General features: G+C 68.5%; 18 protein-coding genes. 14 read left to right on the top strand and 4 right to left on the bottom strand.

Going from position 1 to position 17,091, the window contains the following annotated elements; genetic code table 11:
* Window positions 1-6: 6 nt before the first annotated feature.
* Together M1K48_RS00785 and M1K48_RS00780 are read left to right on the top strand one after the other, a co-directional pair.
* Entirely contained in the window at window positions 7-954 is a 948-nt protein-coding gene (locus M1K48_RS00785) for a radical SAM protein (protein WP_249503996.1), read from the top strand.
* A complete protein-coding gene (locus M1K48_RS00780; protein WP_249503995.1) occupies window positions 909-1,619 on the top strand; it encodes a TIGR04283 family arsenosugar biosynthesis glycosyltransferase in 711 nt (236 codons plus the stop codon). The genes M1K48_RS00785 and M1K48_RS00780 overlap by 46 nt, the downstream gene beginning before the upstream one ends.
* On the opposite strand, the gene mtnP is transcribed toward M1K48_RS00780, so the two are convergent.
* From mtnP to M1K48_RS00765, 3 genes are read right to left on the bottom strand one after another with little or no spacing between them, the layout of a single operon-like run.
* The gene (mtnP, locus tag M1K48_RS00775) at window positions 1,610-2,485 is read right to left on the bottom strand and encodes an S-methyl-5'-thioadenosine phosphorylase (protein ID WP_249503994.1); all 876 of its coding nucleotides are present in this window, start codon (window positions 2,483-2,485) and stop codon (window positions 1,610-1,612) included. The genes M1K48_RS00780 and mtnP overlap by 10 nt on opposite strands.
* Window positions 2,482-3,273 (bottom strand): DUF1499 domain-containing protein, encoded by a 792-nt coding sequence (locus tag M1K48_RS00770; RefSeq protein ID WP_249503993.1) that lies wholly within the window; start codon window positions 3,271-3,273, stop codon window positions 2,482-2,484. Before M1K48_RS00770 ends, mtnP begins: the two co-directional genes overlap by 4 nt.
* A complete protein-coding gene (locus M1K48_RS00765; protein WP_249503992.1) occupies window positions 3,270-4,076 on the bottom strand; it encodes a sterol desaturase family protein in 807 nt (268 codons plus the stop codon). Before M1K48_RS00765 ends, M1K48_RS00770 begins: the two co-directional genes overlap by 4 nt.
* Before the next feature lie 71 nt (window positions 4,077-4,147).
* Here M1K48_RS00765 and M1K48_RS00760 point away from each other — a divergent pair, with 71 nt between their 5' ends.
* Window positions 4,148-4,789 (top strand): TIGR04282 family arsenosugar biosynthesis glycosyltransferase, encoded by a 642-nt coding sequence (locus M1K48_RS00760; RefSeq protein WP_249503991.1) that lies wholly within the window; start codon window positions 4,148-4,150, stop codon window positions 4,787-4,789.
* Here M1K48_RS00760 and M1K48_RS00755 read toward each other — a convergent pair.
* A complete protein-coding gene (locus M1K48_RS00755) occupies window positions 4,722-5,654 on the bottom strand; it encodes a dimethylarginine dimethylaminohydrolase family protein (protein ID WP_249503990.1) in 933 nt (310 codons plus the stop codon). The genes M1K48_RS00760 and M1K48_RS00755 overlap by 68 nt on opposite strands.
* Before the next feature lie 236 nt (window positions 5,655-5,890).
* Here M1K48_RS00755 and M1K48_RS00750 point away from each other — a divergent pair, with 236 nt between their 5' ends.
* The 11 genes from M1K48_RS00750 (at window position 5,891) to M1K48_RS00700 (ending at window position 17,090) form a co-directional block, all read left to right on the top strand.
* Window positions 5,891-9,232 (top strand): amidohydrolase family protein, encoded by a 3,342-nt coding sequence (locus tag M1K48_RS00750; RefSeq protein ID WP_249503989.1) that lies wholly within the window; start codon window positions 5,891-5,893, stop codon window positions 9,230-9,232.
* A gap of 5 nt (window positions 9,233-9,237) precedes the next feature.
* On the top strand, window positions 9,238-10,212 hold the full coding sequence (locus tag M1K48_RS00745; RefSeq protein WP_249503988.1) for a quinone oxidoreductase family protein: 975 nt from the start codon (window positions 9,238-9,240) through the stop codon (window positions 10,210-10,212).
* A 92-nt stretch (window positions 10,213-10,304) separates the two neighbouring features.
* On the top strand, window positions 10,305-10,913 hold the full coding sequence (gene tsaB, locus M1K48_RS00740) for a tRNA (adenosine(37)-N6)-threonylcarbamoyltransferase complex dimerization subunit type 1 TsaB (protein ID WP_249503987.1): 609 nt from the start codon (window positions 10,305-10,307) through the stop codon (window positions 10,911-10,913).
* Window positions 10,910-11,386, top strand: coding sequence for a GNAT family N-acetyltransferase (locus tag M1K48_RS00735; protein ID WP_249503986.1), 477 nt, complete (start codon window positions 10,910-10,912; stop codon window positions 11,384-11,386). Before tsaB ends, M1K48_RS00735 begins: the two co-directional genes overlap by 4 nt.
* Before the next feature lie 116 nt (window positions 11,387-11,502).
* A complete protein-coding gene (locus tag M1K48_RS00730) occupies window positions 11,503-11,931 on the top strand; it encodes a MucR family transcriptional regulator (protein WP_406696928.1) in 429 nt (142 codons plus the stop codon).
* A gap of 56 nt (window positions 11,932-11,987) precedes the next feature.
* A complete protein-coding gene (locus M1K48_RS00725; RefSeq protein WP_249503985.1) occupies window positions 11,988-12,410 on the top strand; it encodes a Fur family transcriptional regulator in 423 nt (140 codons plus the stop codon).
* 117 nt (window positions 12,411-12,527) lie between these two features.
* The gene (locus M1K48_RS00720) at window positions 12,528-13,265 is read left to right on the top strand and encodes a lysophospholipid acyltransferase family protein (RefSeq protein ID WP_249503984.1); all 738 of its coding nucleotides are present in this window, start codon (window positions 12,528-12,530) and stop codon (window positions 13,263-13,265) included.
* 45 nt (window positions 13,266-13,310) lie between these two features.
* Window positions 13,311-14,636: a tRNA (N6-isopentenyl adenosine(37)-C2)-methylthiotransferase MiaB gene (miaB, locus tag M1K48_RS00715; protein WP_249503983.1), complete on the top strand. Its 1,326-nt coding sequence runs from the start codon at window positions 13,311-13,313 to the stop codon at window positions 14,634-14,636.
* Window positions 14,637-14,698: 62 nt separating this feature from the next.
* The gene (locus tag M1K48_RS00710; protein WP_249503982.1) at window positions 14,699-15,709 is read left to right on the top strand and encodes a PhoH family protein; all 1,011 of its coding nucleotides are present in this window, start codon (window positions 14,699-14,701) and stop codon (window positions 15,707-15,709) included.
* Complete coding sequence (gene ybeY, locus M1K48_RS00705) at window positions 15,706-16,212, top strand: rRNA maturation RNase YbeY (RefSeq protein WP_249503981.1); 507 nt, start codon at window positions 15,706-15,708, stop codon at window positions 16,210-16,212. Before M1K48_RS00710 ends, ybeY begins: the two co-directional genes overlap by 4 nt.
* Complete coding sequence (locus M1K48_RS00700) at window positions 16,212-17,090, top strand: hemolysin family protein (RefSeq protein WP_249503980.1); 879 nt, start codon at window positions 16,212-16,214, stop codon at window positions 17,088-17,090. Before ybeY ends, M1K48_RS00700 begins: the two co-directional genes overlap by 1 nt.
* Window position 17,091: the final 1 nt, after the last annotated feature.

Here is a 17,091-nt window from a genome sequence, read left to right as displayed (position 1 = left end):
TGCGGGGTGAACGACCTTAGCCCCTTTGCGGTGTCGCACGTCCGGCCGCTCGATCCGGCCAAGTTCCGCGATCCGCTTGTGACCGCTAGGGGCGAGGCGCGTGCCGAGGTGGCGATGACCGGATTGGCCACCTTGTGGATCAACACCGGCACACTGTGCAATCTCGCCTGCCGGACCTGCTATATCGAGAGCTCGCCGCGCAACGACGCGCTGGTCTACATCAGCCTGGCCGAGGCCGAGGCCTATCTCGACGAAGCACTGGCGCTGGGCACGCGCGAGATTGGCTTCACCGGCGGCGAGCCGTTCATGAACCCGGACATGATTGCGATGCTCGGTGCGGCGCTGGAGCGGGGGTTCGAGGTATTGATGCTGACCAATGCGATGCGCCCGATGCAGCGGTTCGAAGCGGACCTGCTCGATTTGCAGCAGGCTCATGGCGAGCGGCTGACGATGCGGGTCAGCCTGGACCATTACAGCCAGCCGATCCACGAGGCCGAACGCGGCCCGGGGACTTGGGACAAGGCGATTGCCGGGGCGCGTTGGCTGAGCGACCAAGGCTTCCGCCTGGCGATCGCCGGTCGCCAGCTTCCCGGAGAGGACGAAGCGCAGGCCCGCGACGGCTATGCCGCGCTGTTCGAGCAGGCAGGCCTGAAGGTCGACGCCGGGCTGGTGGTCTTTCCCGAGATGGACGCGACCGCCGACGTGCCCGAGATCACCACCGCCTGCTGGGACATCCTCGGCAAGTCGCCCGACAGCATCATGTGCGCGTCGAGCCGGATGGTGGTGAAGCGCAAGGGCGGAGCCCGGCCGGTGGTCGCCGCCTGCACGCTCATCCCCTACGACCCCCAGTTCACCATGGGCGACACGCTGGCCGAGGCGAGCCGTCCTGTGCGCCTCAACCACCCGCATTGCGCGCGCTTTTGCGTGCTGGGCGGGGCGAGCTGTTCGGCCTGAGCCAGCCGCTGCTGTCGGTAGTGATCCCGGCGCTCGATGCGGGCGCGAGCCTCGGCGCTTGCCTGGCGCGATTGCGGGGCGCCGACGACGTGATCGTGGTCGATGGCGGGTCGAGCGACGGCACCCCTGCGCTTGCCGCTGCGCTCGGCGCGACGGTGATCGAAGCACCTCGAGGTCGCGGCGAGCAGATGCGTCAGGGGGCTGCGGCGGCGAAGGGCGCGTGGCTGCTGTTCCTTCATGCCGATACGTTGTTGGAGGAGAGCTGGCTGGAAGCTGTCGGGCAGCACATCGCCGCGAACCCGAGCGAGGCCACTTGCTTCACCTTCCGGCTCGACGACGAGAGCTGGCAGGCACGGGTGATCGAAGCCGGCGTGAGGCTGCGCGTGCGGCTGCTTGGATTGCCCTATGGCGACCAGGGGCTGCTCGTCTCGCGCCGGCTGTACGACCGGCTCGGCGGCTTCCGAGCACTGCCGCTGATGGAGGACGTCGACCTCGTCCGGCGCATCGGGCGCAGCCGAATGCGAGTTTTAGATGTCGAGGCGGTGACTTCGGCTGAGCGCTGGCGGCGCGATGGCTGGTGGCGTCGCTCGGCCCGCAACCTCGCCTGCCTGGCGCTCTACGGCCTCGGCGTCAGCCCGGCGCGCATCGCCCGCCTCTACGCCTGACGGCCGAGCGTCCGGGCGAGGATCAGGTCGAGTTTCTCGACCAAGGCCGGGTCGCGCGCGTCGGGCGCGGTGATCAGCGCCGCGTCGAGGACGGTGTCGACCGGTGAGGGCGTTCGCTCTGGCGGCAGCGAGCGGGCCAGCTCGACCACCAGACGGCGGCCGGTGTCAGCATTGGCCATCAGCTGCGCGATCACCGCCGCCACCTCGACCTTCTCGCCAGCGCCGCGCCAGCAGTCATAGTCGGTGACCATGCCGACCAGCGCGTAGGGCAACTCGGCTTCGCGGGCGAGACGGGCCTCGGGCATGGCGGTCATCCCGATCACGTCGCAGCCCCATTGCCGGTAGAGCTGGCTTTCGGCGCGCGAGGAGAATTGCGGCCCTTCCATCGCGAGGTAGGTGCCGCCCCGAGTGACGCTGGCCCCGGCTGCCGTCGCCGCCGCGGCGCACAGTCCCGACAGGCGCTCACAGGTCGGGTCGGCGAGCGAGACGTGGGCAACGAGGCCCGGACCGAAGAAGCTGGCGGGCCGCGCGACGGTGCGGTCGATGAACTGGTCGACGACCACGAAGTGACCGGGCGGCAGCTCTTCACGCAGCGATCCCACCGCCGAGATGGCGACGACGTCAGTGCAGCCCGCGGCCTTGAGCGCGTGGATGTTGGCGCGGGCGTTGACGTCGCCGGGCGGAATGCGGTGGCCGCGGCCGTGACGGGGCAGGAAGACGAACCGGACCTCGCCGATGCGGCCGGTGAGGAGTTGATCGGAGGGCGGGCCCCACGGGGTCTCGACGTCGATCCACTCGGCCCCTTCGAGCGCGTCGATGGCATAGATGCCCGACCCGCCGATGATCCCGATCGTCCACTCGCTCACTTGGCGGTCTCCGCAAGGTCGGCGAGGAAGCGCCGGACGCGTTTCGCATTGACCCCGATGTCGCTGACCCCGACCCGGCTGATCGAGCGCATGTCGACGACCGACCCGCCCGGCCGCGCGGGATCGGGGCGGACCCGAACCACGACATCGTCCTTGAAGCGGAAGAACAGGGTCGTCGCGGTCGCTTCCAGCGTGCCGGCGGCGGGGTCGACCGCGGCGACCGCCCAGCCCCGCTCCCGCGCCAGCGCCTCGGCCCGTTGCAGCACCGCGCCCGGCGCCGCGGCCAGGCGCAGCGGCCGCAAGTCGCCATACGCCTGCCGGTGCAGCGCCTTCCACCGCTCCTCGGGCGCCATCGCCTTGAGCTCGGCCCGGCCCTGGTCGGGGATTTTCGCGAGATTGTCGGCGCGCACCGTCAGACGGCTGAACTGCGGCAGGTCGTCGAGGTCGGTTGCGACATCGTGGATGGCAGGCATCGTACGGGCGGTGACAATCATGTTGCCGAGATAGCCTGCGAACAGCAGCGCCGTCACCAGCGCCAAAGCATTGAGCCACCCAGTCCGCACCCCCTGCCGCCGGCCGACGATCCACGCGACGATCGCCAGGACACCGCCCACCACCGCCGCTGGCAGGGCATAGCGCAGCGCGCCCAGTCCGGAGCTGAAGCTCCACAGCCCCGTCCCCGTTCCCACCGCGGCGATGGCGGCGACCGCCACCCCACCGAGGCTGAGGGCCAGCGCCGCCACCGACAGCCGCCTTGCCCAGCGGCCTCTGTTGCCCTGTTCGGTCATCTTCCCTCCGTTCGAAATGGCTGCAGCAACAGGCGTCCGAGCTTGAGCTCGCCGCGGTCCCGGAATTGCGGGATGCCGATGGTCATGCCTTCGTGCCCGGCTTCGGGCTGGTGTCGATAGGTGCCGAACAATTTGTCCCACAGCGCCAGGTTGAAGCCGAAGTTGCTGTGGGTCTCACGCGGCACGATCGAATGGTGCACCCGGTGCATGTCGGGCGTGACGAACAGGTGCCGGAGCACTCGGTCGACCCTCGTCGGCAGACGCAGATTGGAATGGCTCCACATCGCAGTGGCGTTGAGCAACACCTCGAAGATCAGCACCGCCAGCGCCGCCGCCCCAAGCAGGACCACGGCGGCGATCTTGATTGCCATCGACAGCAATATCTCGATCGGATGAAAGCGCAGCCCGGTGGTCGCATCGAACTCCAGGTCGGCGTGATGCACCCGGTGCACGCGCCACAGTGGCGGCACGGCGTGGAACAGCACGTGCTGGCCGTAGATCAGCAGGTCGAGGATGATCACCGCCAGCGCGATCTCGAACCAGGCGGGCAGCGCTAGCAGGTTGAACAGCCCCCACGCCCGCTCCTCCGCGAAGATTGCGGCACCGACCGCCGCGACCGGGAAGAGCAGCCGCACGAGCAGAGTGTCGAGCGCGACGAGACCGAGGTTGGCGGGCCAGCGAGTCGCCCGCCCGACCTCCTGCCGCCGCCGCGGCGCCAGCAATTCGCCCAGCGCGAGCAGCGCCAGCACGCCGGCGAAGGCGCCGAGGCGGATCCAGGGTTCGAGCTGCCAGGGAAAGGTCACGGTCACTCCATGACAGGTTCGGGACCAAGTTTCATTCGCCCGATCGTCGCGCTTGCCTTAGCAGCGGCGGCATGAACGAGGTCAGGCTGGTCATTTTCACCCGCTATCCGGAGCCCGGCAAGGCCAAGACCCGGCTGATCCCGGCGCTCGGCGCCGAGGGTGCAGCGGCGCTGCACCGGCGGCTGACCAAACGAACGCTGGCGGCTGCTCAGGAGTCAGGGCTGCGGATCGAGATGCACGTCACCGGTGCGCCGCTCGCGTCTTTCGCCGAGTGGCTGGGCGAAGACATCCGCTTCGTCGATCAGGGCGAAGGCGATCTCGGCGCGCGCCTCGAGGCTGCCTCCTCGCCCACGCCGGTGCTGTTCGTAGGCTCCGACCTGCCCGACCTCACTGCCGCGCACCTGATCGAAGCCGCCTGCCACCTGAACGCCGGCCGGACGGTGATCGGTCCCGCCGAGGACGGCGGCTATTGGGCGCTCGGCCTGACCGGCCCTGCACCATATCTGTTCGAGGACATGCCGTGGAGCACCGACCAGGTGTTCGGCATCACGGTGGACCGGCTCAAGCAGCACGGCATCATTCCCGTGCTCCTGCCGACCCTCGCCGATTGCGACACGCCTGAGGACTTGAGGCTCTGGCCCGACCTCAGAGCGCTGCCGATTGGCGGCGAAGCGGCATGGTCAGGCAATGGACCCCGCCCCCGCACTGGGTGAATTCGCCCAGCGGCACGGTCAGCACCTCGAATCCGAGCTCGCGAACCGCCTGATCGACCCGCGGGGCCGAGCCGGTCGAGATGATCCGCCGGCGCCCGAGCGACAGGACATTGCAGCCAAGGCTGGCGATCTCGTCGGCACGCACCGGCACGATGTCGATCCCGAGATCTCGGATCATCGCCACGAAGGCTGGGTCGAGTTTCTCTACACAGGCCAGCGCGACGTCGCGGTCAGCCAGGCAGAAATGGGTGTCGAGGTGCAGCAGGTCGGGATCGATCGGCACCAACGTGACCTTCCACCCCTCGCGCTCGAAGAAGCTGCCGAGTGCGCGCGCACCCTCGGTGGTGGTGCGCTTCTCGGATACTCCGATGACCAGGTGGCCCGACCGCAGCAGGCAGACGTCGCCGCCCTCGACCGATCCGCGCTCGACCCGCCCAAGGACCGGCACGCCGGCCCCCCGCGCAGTGTCGAGCACGACCTCGACCTCGCCGCGGCGGTGGGCAAGGCCGGGCCGCAGCCCGATCAGGCCCCACGGGGTCATCAGGCTGGTGTCGCGCGTGAAGGCAAGGTCGGGCAGGTCAGCCACCGGCTGAACCGTCCGAACCCTGACACCCGCCGCCATCAGCGTCTCGACCAGGTCGCGATGCTGCCGGCTGGCGGTCACGCTGCACGAGCTTTGCCCCTTCTCCAGCGCGTCCTCGCTGACCCGGTTGCAAGGCACGATGCTAAGGTTGCGCGGGGACGCCAGCAGCACTTCCTTGAGCAAGCCATATTCGCTGTCCGGTCCCTCGACCGGCCGGGGGAGCGGCGCCGCTTCAGTGGGGGCAGCTGGCGAAACGGACGCGCGGAGAAGCTCAGGGGACAAAGCGGCAAACCTCGAGAAGAGACGAAACGGATAAGCGGGCCGCTGAGGGCTGCCTCTGACGAACAACGGAGCGGCCAAGCTGTTCCCCGTTTGAACAACCTCGACCAACGGCCAGCCCTGTCGGCAAGCCGCTACCGCGAGCGGTTGCGCGAGCGCGCCCGCTGCGCCATCGTGCCCTCTCGTCGGCGGGCTCCCTGCCTGCGGCCAGATCACATCTTCAGCACGAGGCTGCCTTCATGATCGCCAAGCTTTCGCTCACCTGCGCCCTTCTGGCGAGCAGCGCCCTTGCCGCCGCGCAGGAGGCTGCCCCGCCGCCGCCGCCGCCTCCGCAGCAGGCCTCGCCGAGCGAGGCCGCGAGCCAGCACTCCCCGCCGGTCGCCTCGCCGCGCGAAACGGGCGACAAGAACGCCGCCGCGGCCAAGTGGAACGTCGAAGCACCGCGCGGCATGACGCTGCGCAAGATCAAGCTCGACGCCGACGAGGGCACCTGGCTCAACGTCGACGTCTCGCCCGACGGCAGTCGGATCGCGTTCGACATGCTGGGCGACATCTATGTCATGCCGATCGGCGGCGGCACGCCGACCCGGATCGCCGAGGGCTTGTCCTACGAGCAGCAGCCGCGCTGGTCGCCCGACGGCAGCCGCCTCGCCTTCGTCTCGGACCGAGCGGGCGGCGACAACATCTGGATCATGAATGCCGACGGGTCAGGCAAGAAACAGCTGACCAAGGAGGACTTCCGCCTCCTAAACCAGCCGAGCTGGAGCCCGGACGGCCGCTACATCGTCGCCAAGAAGCATTTCACCACCACCCGCTCGCTCGGCACCGGCGAGGTGTGGCTGTACCATGTCGACGGCGGAAGCGGCGTGCAGCTGGTCAAGCGCGTCAACGACAAGTGGCAGAAGGAGCTGGGCGAGCCGACCTTCGCGCCCGACGGCAAGCACATCTACTTCACCCGGAACGTGACGCCGGGCGGCACCTTCCAATATGCACAGGATTCCAACGGCGCCCTGTTCGCGATCGAAAGCTACGAACTCGACACCGGCGAAACGCTGCGGGTGACCGGCGGCAATGGCGGCGCAGTTCGCCCGAATCCCTCCCCCGACGGCAAGTATCTCGCCTTCGTTCGGCGCGAGCGGGCCAAGTCGAAGCTGTTCGTGCGCGACCTCGCCAGCGGCAATGAGCGCAAGCTCCTCGACCTGCCCGACCAGGACATGCAGGAGACCTGGGCCGTAACCGGCGTCTATCCTAACATGGACTGGACCGCCGACAGCCGCGAAGTCGTGCTGTGGAGCGGCGGCAAGTTGCGCCGCGTTTCGGTCACCGACGGCAGCGCACGCGACATTCCCTTCCGGATCAGCGACGACCGGGTGGTCGCCGAAAGCCTCCACCCAAAGGTCGAGGTCGCGCCCGACAGCTTCGGGACGAGGATGGTGCGCTGGGCGCAAATGTCGCCCGACGGCCGCCAGATCGTCTATGAATCGCTCGGCAAACTGTGGGTGAAGCCCAACGGCGGCGGTGCCGCGCGGCGGCTGACCCGCAGCGACGACAGCATCTTCGAAGCCTTCCCGACCTGGTCGCGCGACGGCCGAACCCTCGCCTTCGTCAGCTGGACCGATGCTGGCCTCGGCAAGATCATGACCGTCGGCGCTGCAGGTGGCACGCCGCGGGCGGTAACCGCCGACCCCGGCCATTACATCACCCCGCGCTTTTCGCCCGATGGCCGGACGATCGCCTTCGCCGCCGGATCGGGCGGCGGGCTGACTGCCGATCGCTGGGGCCGCGACGGCGGCGTCTATGTGGTGCCGGCAAGCGGCGGCAAGCCGAAGCTGGTCGAGCGCGGCGCGTCCAACCCGCAATATGGCGCGGCGGGCGACCGCCTGTTCATGACCATGCGCGGCGACGACAAGCTGCAACTGGTCAGCACCGACCTGTCGGGCGAAGCGCGGCGGGTGCATGCCTCGGGCGATCTCGCCAGCGACTTCCAGGTCTCACAGGACGGCCGCTCGGTGCTGTTCCGGCAGAATTACGAAGCCTATCTGATGCCGCTGCTGCCCGGGTCGCAGGACGTCACCGCCTCGACCGACAAGGGCGCACTGCCCGCCGTCCGCCTCAGCCAGGGCGGCGCCGACTTCATGCATTTCTCCAACGGCGGGACCCGCGCACACTGGAGCATCGGACCGGTGCTCTACACCGCCGACGCCAACGGCAGCTATGCCGGTGAGTATAAGTACCCGACCGCCGGGGTGAACCTGTCGCAGCCGGCGCGCGCGGCCAAGCCGACCGGCAGCGTCGCGCTGACCGGCGCCCGCATCGTCACCATGCGCGGGGCCGACGGCGGGGTCATCGAGGATGGCGTGATCCTGGTCCGCGGCGATCGTATCGCGGCGATCGGACGGCGCGGGGAAGTGGCTGTGCCGGCCGGAACGCCGAGCGTCGACCTCGCCGGCAAGACGGTCGTCCCGGGCTTCATCGACGCCCATGCCCACGGGCCACAGGGCGACGGCGAGGGCTTCGTGCCCCAGCAGAATTGGTCGGCGATGGCCAATCTGGCGCTCGGCACCACCACCATCCACGATCCGTCGAACAGCGCGGCGGAGGTGTTCGCCGCGGCCGAGATGCAGCGCGCAGGCAAGATCCTCGCCCCGCGCATCTTCTCGACCGGGGAGATCATCTATGGCGCGCGGGCCGCCGGCGCGTTCGCCGAAATCGGCAAGTTCGACGACGCCCTCGCCCATGTCCGCCGGTTGAAGGCGCAGGGCGCGTGGAGCGTGAAGAACTACAATCAGCCGCGGCGCGAACAGCGGCAGATGGTGGTCGCCGCCGCCCAGGCCGAGAACATGCTGGTGGTCCCCGAAGGCGGCTCGCTATTCAACATGGACATGAGCCTGATCCAGGACGGCAATGCGACGGTCGAGCACAACGTGCCCGGCAGCATCTTCTACAACGACGTGCTGCAGTTGTGGTCACAGACCCGGACCAACTACACTCCCACCCTGGTGGTGTCCTACGGCGGCCCGGGCGGCGATCCCTATTGGCGCTCGCACACCAACGTCTACGATCACCCGCTGCTGCGCGCGCACATCCCGCCGGGAACGCTGGCTGCTGCCAACGCCCGGCGTGAGATCGCGCCCGAAGAGGATTATGCCGACACCTGGGCGGCGCGCGAGGCCCGCAAGCTCGCCGACCGCGGCATCTCGGTGAGCATCGGCGCTCACGGTCAGCAGGACGGCATCGGCGCACACTGGGAAATGTGGAGCTTCGTCAAGGGCGGCTGGACCCCGCTGCAGGCATTACAGGCCGCGACGGTGAACCCGGCGCGGACTCTCGGGCTCGACCGCGACATCGGCTCGCTCGAGGTCGGAAAGCTTGCCGATCTGGTGGTGCTCGACGCCAACCCGCTCGACAATATCCGCAACACCGACAAGGTCGCCAAGGTGATGCAGGGCGGACGGCTCTACAATGCGCTGACCTTGAACGAGGAGGTGACCGGCAATCGCCGGCGCCAGGCTTATTGGTGGGAGACCAGCAGTTCGCCGATGCCCGGCAACCGCCCCGCCGCCTCGGCGCACAAGCACTGATCGCCGTGAAAGCGCTGCAGGCCATCATCCGCCGCACGGGAGGTCCCGAGGTCATCGAGTGGGTGGAAGCCGAGCTTCCCCCGCCCGGTCCCGGCGAGGTGGTGATGGCCAACGAGGCGGTCGGCATCAACTTCATCGACACCTACCACCGCACCGGCCTCTACCCCGCCCCGCTGCCGAGTGCGCTGGGGATGGAGGCGGCCGGGCGGGTGCTGGCGGTCGGGCCGGACGTCGCGCTGAAGGCAGGCGACCGGGTCACGACCTTCGGGCCCGAGCGCGGCGCTTATTCCACCGCCCGGATCGTCGGGGCGAAGCACCTCTTGCCGGTGCCCGACGACGTCCAGTCGGAGCTTGCCGCCGCCGCGCTGCTCAAGGGCTGCACCGCCGAATTCCTGGTCGAGCGCTGCGGCGAGGTGAAGGCCGGGATGGACGTGCTGGTCCATGCCGCCGCCGGCGGGGTCGGCCTGATCTTGGTGCAATGGCTGAAAGCGATCGGCGCACGGGTGATCGGCACGGTCTCGACCGAGGCCAAGGCCGCGCTGGCGAGCGAGGCCGGGGCCGACGACATCATCCGCTACGATCACGAGCCCGTCGCCGAACGGGTCCGCACCCTGACCGGCGGCAAGGGCTGCGAGGTCGTGTTCGACGGGGTCGGTGCCGACACCTGGCAGGCGAGCCTGGGTTCGGCCGCCCGGCGCGGGCTGATCGCCAGCTATGGCAATGCCTCGGGACCGGTGACCGGCGTCGCGCTCGGCGTGCTGGCGCAGAAGGGCAGCCTGCGGGTCACCCGGCCGACCCTTTTCGACTATTATGCCGAAGCCGAGGAGCGCCGCGCCGGCGTCGATCGGCTGTGGGAGATGATCCGGGGCGGCAAGATCGCGATGACCATCGGCGCGCGCTATCCGCTGGATCAGGCGGCCAAAGCTCACCGAGCGCTCGAAGCGCGCGAAACCACCGGATCCGTCCTGCTCATTCCCTGACGACAGCATCGAGGAGGCAGTTCGGCGCATCCGCATAGGCCGAAAACCGCCAACTCTTGCTCTTGCCGCTCTTTCATGGCCCTATCCCACCGATGCTGCTCGCCCTCGACACCGCTACACCCGCCTGCACCGCCGCCCTGTTCGATGCGGACGGAACGCTGCTGGCGCAGGCCGATGAGGTGATGTCGCGCGGCCATGCCGAACGGTTGATGCCGCTGCTCGACCGGCTGCTCGACGGGCGCCGGGCCGACTCCATCCTGGTCGGTTGCGGCCCTGGCAGCTTCACCGGGCTGCGGGTCGGGATCGCCGCCGCGCACGGGCTCTCGATCGGCTGGGACGCGCCGCTCGCCGGCATGTCGACACTCGCCCTGATCGCCGCCGGCCTACCTGGTGACGGTCCGGTCGCCGTCGCGCTGACTGGCGGGCATGGCGAATTGTTCGTCCAGCAATTCGACCGCGACCCGCTCCGCCCCGTGGCCCCGATCGTCAGCCTTTCGCCTGCGGCGGCGGCGGCGGCGATCGATGCGCCGCTGGTCGCCGGGTCGGGCGCGGCCGCACTGGTCGCCGCGCGTGGCCATGGCGAGGCAGTGGAGGCCCTGCCCTCGGCTGCGAACGCCCTCCGGTTGCCGGCGTCCCTCCGCACCCTCTCCGCCCGGCCCGTCTACGCCCGCGCTCCCGACGCCAAGCCGAAGGCGGCATGAGCAGCGTCGCTCCCCACTTGCTCCTCATCGACCGAGGGGGCGGTGGTGACCTGGACGAGGTCATGGCGGTGATGGGCAGCGCGTTTGATTCCAGCTTCGGCGAAGCTTGGACGCGGGCGCAATGTGCCGGGATCCTGCCGATGGCCGGCGTCACCTTGATGGTCGCCCGCAGGGACGGCGATGCCGTCGGCTTCAGCCTCGCCAGGCGCACGCTCGACGAGGCCGAACTGCTGCTGATCGCGGTCCGCCCAGACCACGGCCGAAGCCGGATCGGAAGCGCGCTAGTCCAGCGCTTCATCGCCGATCAGAAGGCCGCCGGTGCCCACCATCTCCACCTCGAGGTGCGCGACGGCAATCCGGCGGTCCAATTGTACCGCGATCACGGCTTCTCAGTCGCGGGCCGGCGAACCAGTTATTATCGCGGGACAAATGGCGAAAGGTTCGACGCCTTGACGATGACGCTTACCGTCTGAGCAACTCAGTAGAAGCTGCAGTGCCATTACACTTGTTATTGAAGCGTAACCAATGATACTATCGTGCGGCTTTCTGAGACCGTGCCGAATTGCGGTCCCCCAGTGGGAGACTAAGAGTGATAGATAATGAACAGAGTGCCGAAACCCTGATTACGCTGACCGCAGACATCGTCGCGGCCCACGTCAGCAACAATAGCGTTTCGGTCAACGACCTGCCGCAACTGATCCAGAACGTGCATGGTGCCCTGTCTGGACTTGGCGGCAAGGCGCCCGAGCCCGAAGTGAAACTCGAGCCCAAGGTTCCGATCCGCTCCTCGGTCAAGCCCGATTACCTGGTCTGCCTGGAAGACGGCAAGAAATTGAAGATGCTGAAGCGGCACCTGATGACCCACTACAGCATGACCCCCGACCAATATCGCCAGAAGTGGGGTCTTGCGACCGACTACCCGATGGTCGCGCCCAACTATGCCGAGCAGCGGCGGACGCTGGCCAAGAGCATCGGCCTCGGCACCAAGCGCAAGCGCGGCACCCGCGTGGCCAAGTAGTCGTTTCGTGGCGGCGGGGCCTAGACGCCCCGCCTCCGCTCCCGTAATCGCACCCCATGCACCGCCAGATCGACATCGAAGCGCTCTGCGCCGAAAAAGGGCTGCGGATCACGGAGCAGCGCCGGACGATCGCTCGCATCATCTCCGAAAGCGCCGACCATCCCGACGTCGAGACGCTGCACGAGCGGGCCTCGGCGATCGATCCCAACATCTCCATCGCCACCGTCTACCGCACCGTCCGCCTGTTCGAGGAGGCCGGCATTCTCGAGCGCCACGAGTTCGGCAACGGCCGCTCGCGCTACGAGGCGGTGAGCGAAGAGCATCACGACCATCTGATCGACGTCGAGAGCGGCCGGGTGGTCGAGTTCCACGACGAGGAACTGGAGCTGCTCAAGGCCCGGGTCGCCGAACGGCTTGGCTTCAAGCTCGTCGACCACCGGCTGGAGCTGTACGGCGTCCCGCTTGAGCGCGACCGCTAAGGGTCTTGTGCCGCTTCGCGTTGTCCCGGGCCTGACCCGGGGTCCCGCTTCTTTTCCTTACCCGGCCCTCCGCATGTGCAGCGCGACACCGGGTCGAGTCCGCGGCGACGGGCGATCATGACCCTGCGCGCCGTGTTCCTCCTGCTTGCCATGGCGCTGTGGCTGGCGGTGTGCGCCGGCCTCCATCTGCTCGTGCGCCGTTTCGGCCCATCGCCCTGGCCGCGGCGCCTGCTGCGCGGTGTGGGCTGGCTCGCCGGAGCCCGCGTTCGCACCATCGGGCCCAAGCCATCGGGCTCCACCCTGATGGTCGCCAACCACGTCAGCTGGCTGGACATTCCGATGCTGGCCGGGGCCGCCGACTGCGCTTTCGTCGCCAAGGACGGGCTTCGCGGCCACCCATTCATGCGCTGGCTGTGCGAGGAGAATGGCACCGTGTTCGTCGAGCGCGAGCGGCGCGGCAGCATCGGCGACCAGCTTCGCGCGATGGACGAGGCGCTTCGCAGCCACAAACCTTTGTGCCTGTTCCCCGAAGGCACCGTCGGCCCGGACGGGAAGATGCTGCCGTTCCGCCCTGCCCTGCTCAAGATCGCCGAGCAGTCGTTGGTCCCGCTGACGGTTCAGCCGGTGGCGGTCGACTATGGCCCTCTTGCCGCGGCCTATGGCTGGCCGGCGGGCGAAACCGGCCAGGCCAACTTCCTTCGCCTGCTTGGCCGGAAGGGAAGGCTTGAGGTGACGCTTCATTTCCTCGACCCGCTCGCCCCCGGGCAGGACCGCAAGGCGCTGGCGGCCACAGCGCAGCGAGCGATCAGCGCCGCGCTGGGCGTGGTGCCCGAGCCGGCGGCGGCGGCGGCCTGACTTCGGCTGGTCTACTCTGGCCGGGCGGCGTATAGGCCCGGCGCCATGACCGCCCCGCGCACTTTCGCCATCAAGTCCTTCGGTTGCCAGATGAACGTCTATGACGGCGAGCGCATGGCTGAGCTGCTCGGCGCCGAGGGGATGACCCCGGCGGCCCCGGGCGCCGACGCCGACGCCGACGTGGTGGTCCTCAACACCTGCCACATTCGCGAAAAGGCCGCTGAAAAGGCCTATAGCGAGGTCGGGCGCCTGCGCCGCGAGGACGGCTCGCGCCCAGTGATCGCGCTGGCCGGCTGCGTCGCCCAGGCCGAAGGCGCGGAGGCCAAGCGCCGCTCCAAGTCGATCGACCTGGTTGTCGGCCCCCAGGCCTATCACCGCCTGCCGGAGATGCTGCGCGAGGTCGAAGCGGGCGGGCGCCCGGTCGACACCGATCTGCCGCCGCTCGACAAATTCGCCGCACTCCCCCGCCGCCGCCGCGCCGGGGTATCCGCATTCCTGTCGGTCCAGGAAGGCTGCGACAAGTTCTGCACCTATTGCGTGGTGCCTTACACCCGCGGCGCCGAGATCAGCCGGCCGATCGGCGACCTGCTCGACGAAGCGGCGCAGCTGGTCGAAGGCGGCACCCGCGAGCTCACCCTGCTCGGGCAAAACGTCAATGCCTGGGAAGATGGCAGCGAGACGTTGGCGACCCTGATCCGCAAGCTGGCGCCGCTGCCGGGGCTGGAGCGGATCCGCTACACCACCTCGCACCCGATCAACATGGCCGACGACCTGATCGCCGCCCATGCCGAGGTGCCCGAGCTGATGCCCTACCTACACCTGCCCGTGCAAGCCGGCAGCGACCGCATCCTCAAGGCGATGAATCGCCACCATACCGCCGCCGACTATCTGCGGGTGATCGCTAAGGTCCGTGCCGCGAATCCCGCGATCGCGCTGTCGGGCGATTTCATCGTCGGCTTTCCCGGCGAGACCGAAGAGGATTTCGCGGCCACGCTGCGGATCGTCGAGGAAGTCGGCTACGCCTCGGCCTTCACCTTCAAGTACAGCCCCCGCCCCGGCACCCCCGCGGCGACAATGGGCGACCAGGTGCCTGAGCCGGTCAAGGACGAGCGGCTGCAGAGGTTGCAGGCGCTGGTAATGGAAGGGAGTCGCCGCTTCAACGCCGCCAAGGTTGGCACCGAAACCCGCATCCTGATCGACCGCGTCGGCCGCAAGCCCGGCCAGATGATCGGCAAGTCGCCCTGGCTGCAGTCGGTGTTCGTCGAGACCGACGCCAAGATCGGCGATATGGTCGACGTGCGCCTGACCGCCGCGCTGCCCAACAGCCTGGCCGGTGAGCTTCTCGCGCGAAACAGCAAACAGGCCGCGTGACTCTGCCGCCGCACGCACTACATTCGGGAACGATGACGCACCCCATGGCTTTACGCCGCTAGATGCCCAAGCGCCCCGACCTCCGCGCCGTGGACGACCCCACCCGCGCTCGACTCGAGATCGAATTCGAGCAGCCTTACCTGCTCGGGCCCTTGTTCGGCGAATATGACCGTCACCTGGTCGCGATCGAGGATCGGCTCGGCGTCAACATCGCCGCGCGGGGAACCCGCGTGCAGATCGAGGGCGAGCCCGACAGCGCGGCCCGCGCCAAGGAAGTGCTGGTCGACCTCTACAGCCGGCTAGACGCTGGTCAGGACGTCGACCTGGCAGTGGTCGAAAGCGTGATCGGAATGGGCGCCCAGCGCAAGCTCGACGGGATCGTGCCGGATGCCGAAGCGCCGTCGAGCAACCCCAACCGGGTGATGATCCGCACCCGCAAGAAGACCATCGTTCCGCGCAGCACGATCCAGACCGCCTACATGGAGGCGCTGGCGCGCGACGACATGATCTTTGCGCTCGGGCCGGCGGGTACCGGCAAGACCTATCTCGCCGTCGCCCAGGCAGTGTCGATGCTGATCGGCGGCCAGGTCGACCGGCTGATCCTGTCGCGCCCGGCGGTCGAAGCCGGCGAGCGGCTGGGCTTCCTGCCCGGCGACATGAAGGAAAAGGTCGATCCCTATCTTCGGCCGCTATACGATGCGCTCTACGACATGCTCCCGACCGAGCAGGTCGAGCGGCGGATCGCCAGCGGCGAGATCGAGATTGCGCCGATCGCCTTCATGCGCGGCCGGACGTTGAGCGACGCCTTCATCATTCTCGACGAAGCGCAGAACACCACGCCGCAGCAGATGAAGATGTTCCTCACCCGCTTCGGCATGCGTAGCCGGATGGTGATCTGCGGCGATCCCAACCAGACCGATTTGCCGCGGGGCGTGGAGAGTGGGCTGGCCGATGCGGTCACCAAGCTCGAAGGCATTCCGCGGCTGGCGACGGTGCGGTTCAGTGCCGCCGACGTGGTCCGCCATCCGCTGGTCGGGCGGATCGTCGAAGCCTATGAGGGACCCGGGAATTGAGCCTCGACATCAGCCTCGACGCCGACGACGACTGGGACAGTAGCACCGACTGGGCGCGGCTTGCCGAAGCCGCGGCCCGGGCCGCCATCGCCGAAAGCGCCTTTCCTGGTCTGGCTCAGGCCGCGCGGCCAGTCGAACTGTCGATCGTGCTCACCAGCGACGAGGAAGTGCAGGCCCTGAACGCCGAGTGGCGCGGCAAGGACAAGCCAACCAACGTCCTGTCCTTTCCCCAGGCCGAGCCCGACGAACTGGACGGGGCTGCTACCCCGGGGCCCGAGCTGATGCTGGGCGACATCGTGCTGGCCCGCGCGACCTGCGCCCGCGAGGCCCAGGAAAAGGCACTGACCTTGCCCGATCATGCCGCCCATTTGCTGGTGCATGGCACCCTTCACCTGTTGGGCTACGACCATATGGACGACGACACCGCCGAGGACATGGAAGCGCGCGAGGTTCGTGCGCTTGCCCGGCTGGGCCTGTCCAACCCCTATGAGGTGGCCGCCTGATGGCCACCCAGCCCGACAATGGTTCGCGCCTGTGGCGCGGGCTTCGCAGTCTGATGTTCGGCGACGACGGCGAGACCACGCTGCGCGACCAGATCGAGGAAGCGATCGACGATGCCGAGGACGACAAACCCAAGCAGGGTGACCTCAGCCCGCTCGAGCGGCAGATGCTCAAGAACCTGCTGCACTTCGGCGATCGCACCGCCGGCGACATCTGCGTCACCCGCGGCGAGATCATCTCGGCCAAGCATGGCAGCAGCATGGAAGAGCTGGCGAAGATATTCGCCGATGCCGGCCACAGCCGCCTGCCGATCACCGGCGAAAGCCTCGATGAGATCATCGGGATGGTCCACATCAAGGACGTCTTCAACGCTTACTTCGACGCCACCGAGCGCAAGAGCGTCGAGGAGATCATGCGCCTGCCGCTCTACGTTCCCGAGAGCATGGGGGTGCTCGACCTGCTCGCGCGGATGCGGGCCGAGCGGATCCATCTTGCGGTCGTGATCGACGAATTCGGCGGGACCGAGGGCCTCGTCACCATCGAGGACGTGGTCGAGGAGATCGTCGGCGACATCGACGACGAGCATGACGAGGAGCAGCAGCCGCTTCTCGCCCGCCTCGACGATGGGCTGTGGGAAGCCGACGCGCGGCTGGAACTCGAAGAACTTGCCGACGCGGTCGATGCGCGGCTGATCGCCGAGGACGACGAGGTCGACACGCTGGGCGGCCTCGCCTTCCTGCTTGCCGGGCGGATCCTCGAGCCGGGCGAAAGCATCGCGCACCCGAGCGGCTGGCGGCTGGAGTCGGTCGAGGCCGACGAGCGCAAGATGATCCGGCTTCGGCTGCATGCGCCCGAGGGAACCGAGTTGGCCGAAGCCTGAG

Source organism: Sphingomonas glaciei, from assembly GCF_023380025.1.
GTDB classification, from domain to species: Bacteria; Pseudomonadota; Alphaproteobacteria; order Sphingomonadales; family Sphingomonadaceae; genus Sphingomicrobium; species Sphingomicrobium glaciei.
The sequence above is the reverse complement of the archived record's forward strand: the minus strand, read 5'-3'. Positions and strand labels throughout refer to the sequence as shown.

Bases quoted from the DNA above. Each gene is read 5' to 3' on its own strand.
- tsaB (WP_249503987.1), top strand. From the start codon at position 10,305: ATGCTGCTCGCCCTCGACACCGCTACACCCGCCTGCACCGCCGCCCTG.
- M1K48_RS00710 (WP_249503982.1), top strand. From the start codon at position 14,699: ATGCCCAAGCGCCCCGACCTCCGCGCCGTGGACGACCCCACCCGCGCT.
- M1K48_RS00735 (WP_249503986.1), top strand. From the start codon at position 10,910: ATGAGCAGCGTCGCTCCCCACTTGCTCCTCATCGACCGAGGGGGCGGT.
- M1K48_RS00725 (WP_249503985.1), top strand. From the start codon at position 11,988: ATGCACCGCCAGATCGACATCGAAGCGCTCTGCGCCGAAAAAGGGCTG.
- M1K48_RS00770 (WP_249503993.1), bottom strand. From the start codon at position 3,273: ATGACCGAACAGGGCAACAGAGGCCGCTGGGCAAGGCGGCTGTCGGTG.
- miaB (WP_249503983.1), top strand. From the start codon at position 13,311: ATGACCGCCCCGCGCACTTTCGCCATCAAGTCCTTCGGTTGCCAGATG.
- M1K48_RS00760 (WP_249503991.1), top strand. From the start codon at position 4,148: ATGAACGAGGTCAGGCTGGTCATTTTCACCCGCTATCCGGAGCCCGGC.
- M1K48_RS00750 (WP_249503989.1), top strand. From the start codon at position 5,891: ATGATCGCCAAGCTTTCGCTCACCTGCGCCCTTCTGGCGAGCAGCGCC.
- M1K48_RS00720 (WP_249503984.1), top strand. From the start codon at position 12,528: ATGACCCTGCGCGCCGTGTTCCTCCTGCTTGCCATGGCGCTGTGGCTG.
- M1K48_RS00700 (WP_249503980.1), top strand. From the start codon at position 16,212: ATGGCCACCCAGCCCGACAATGGTTCGCGCCTGTGGCGCGGGCTTCGC.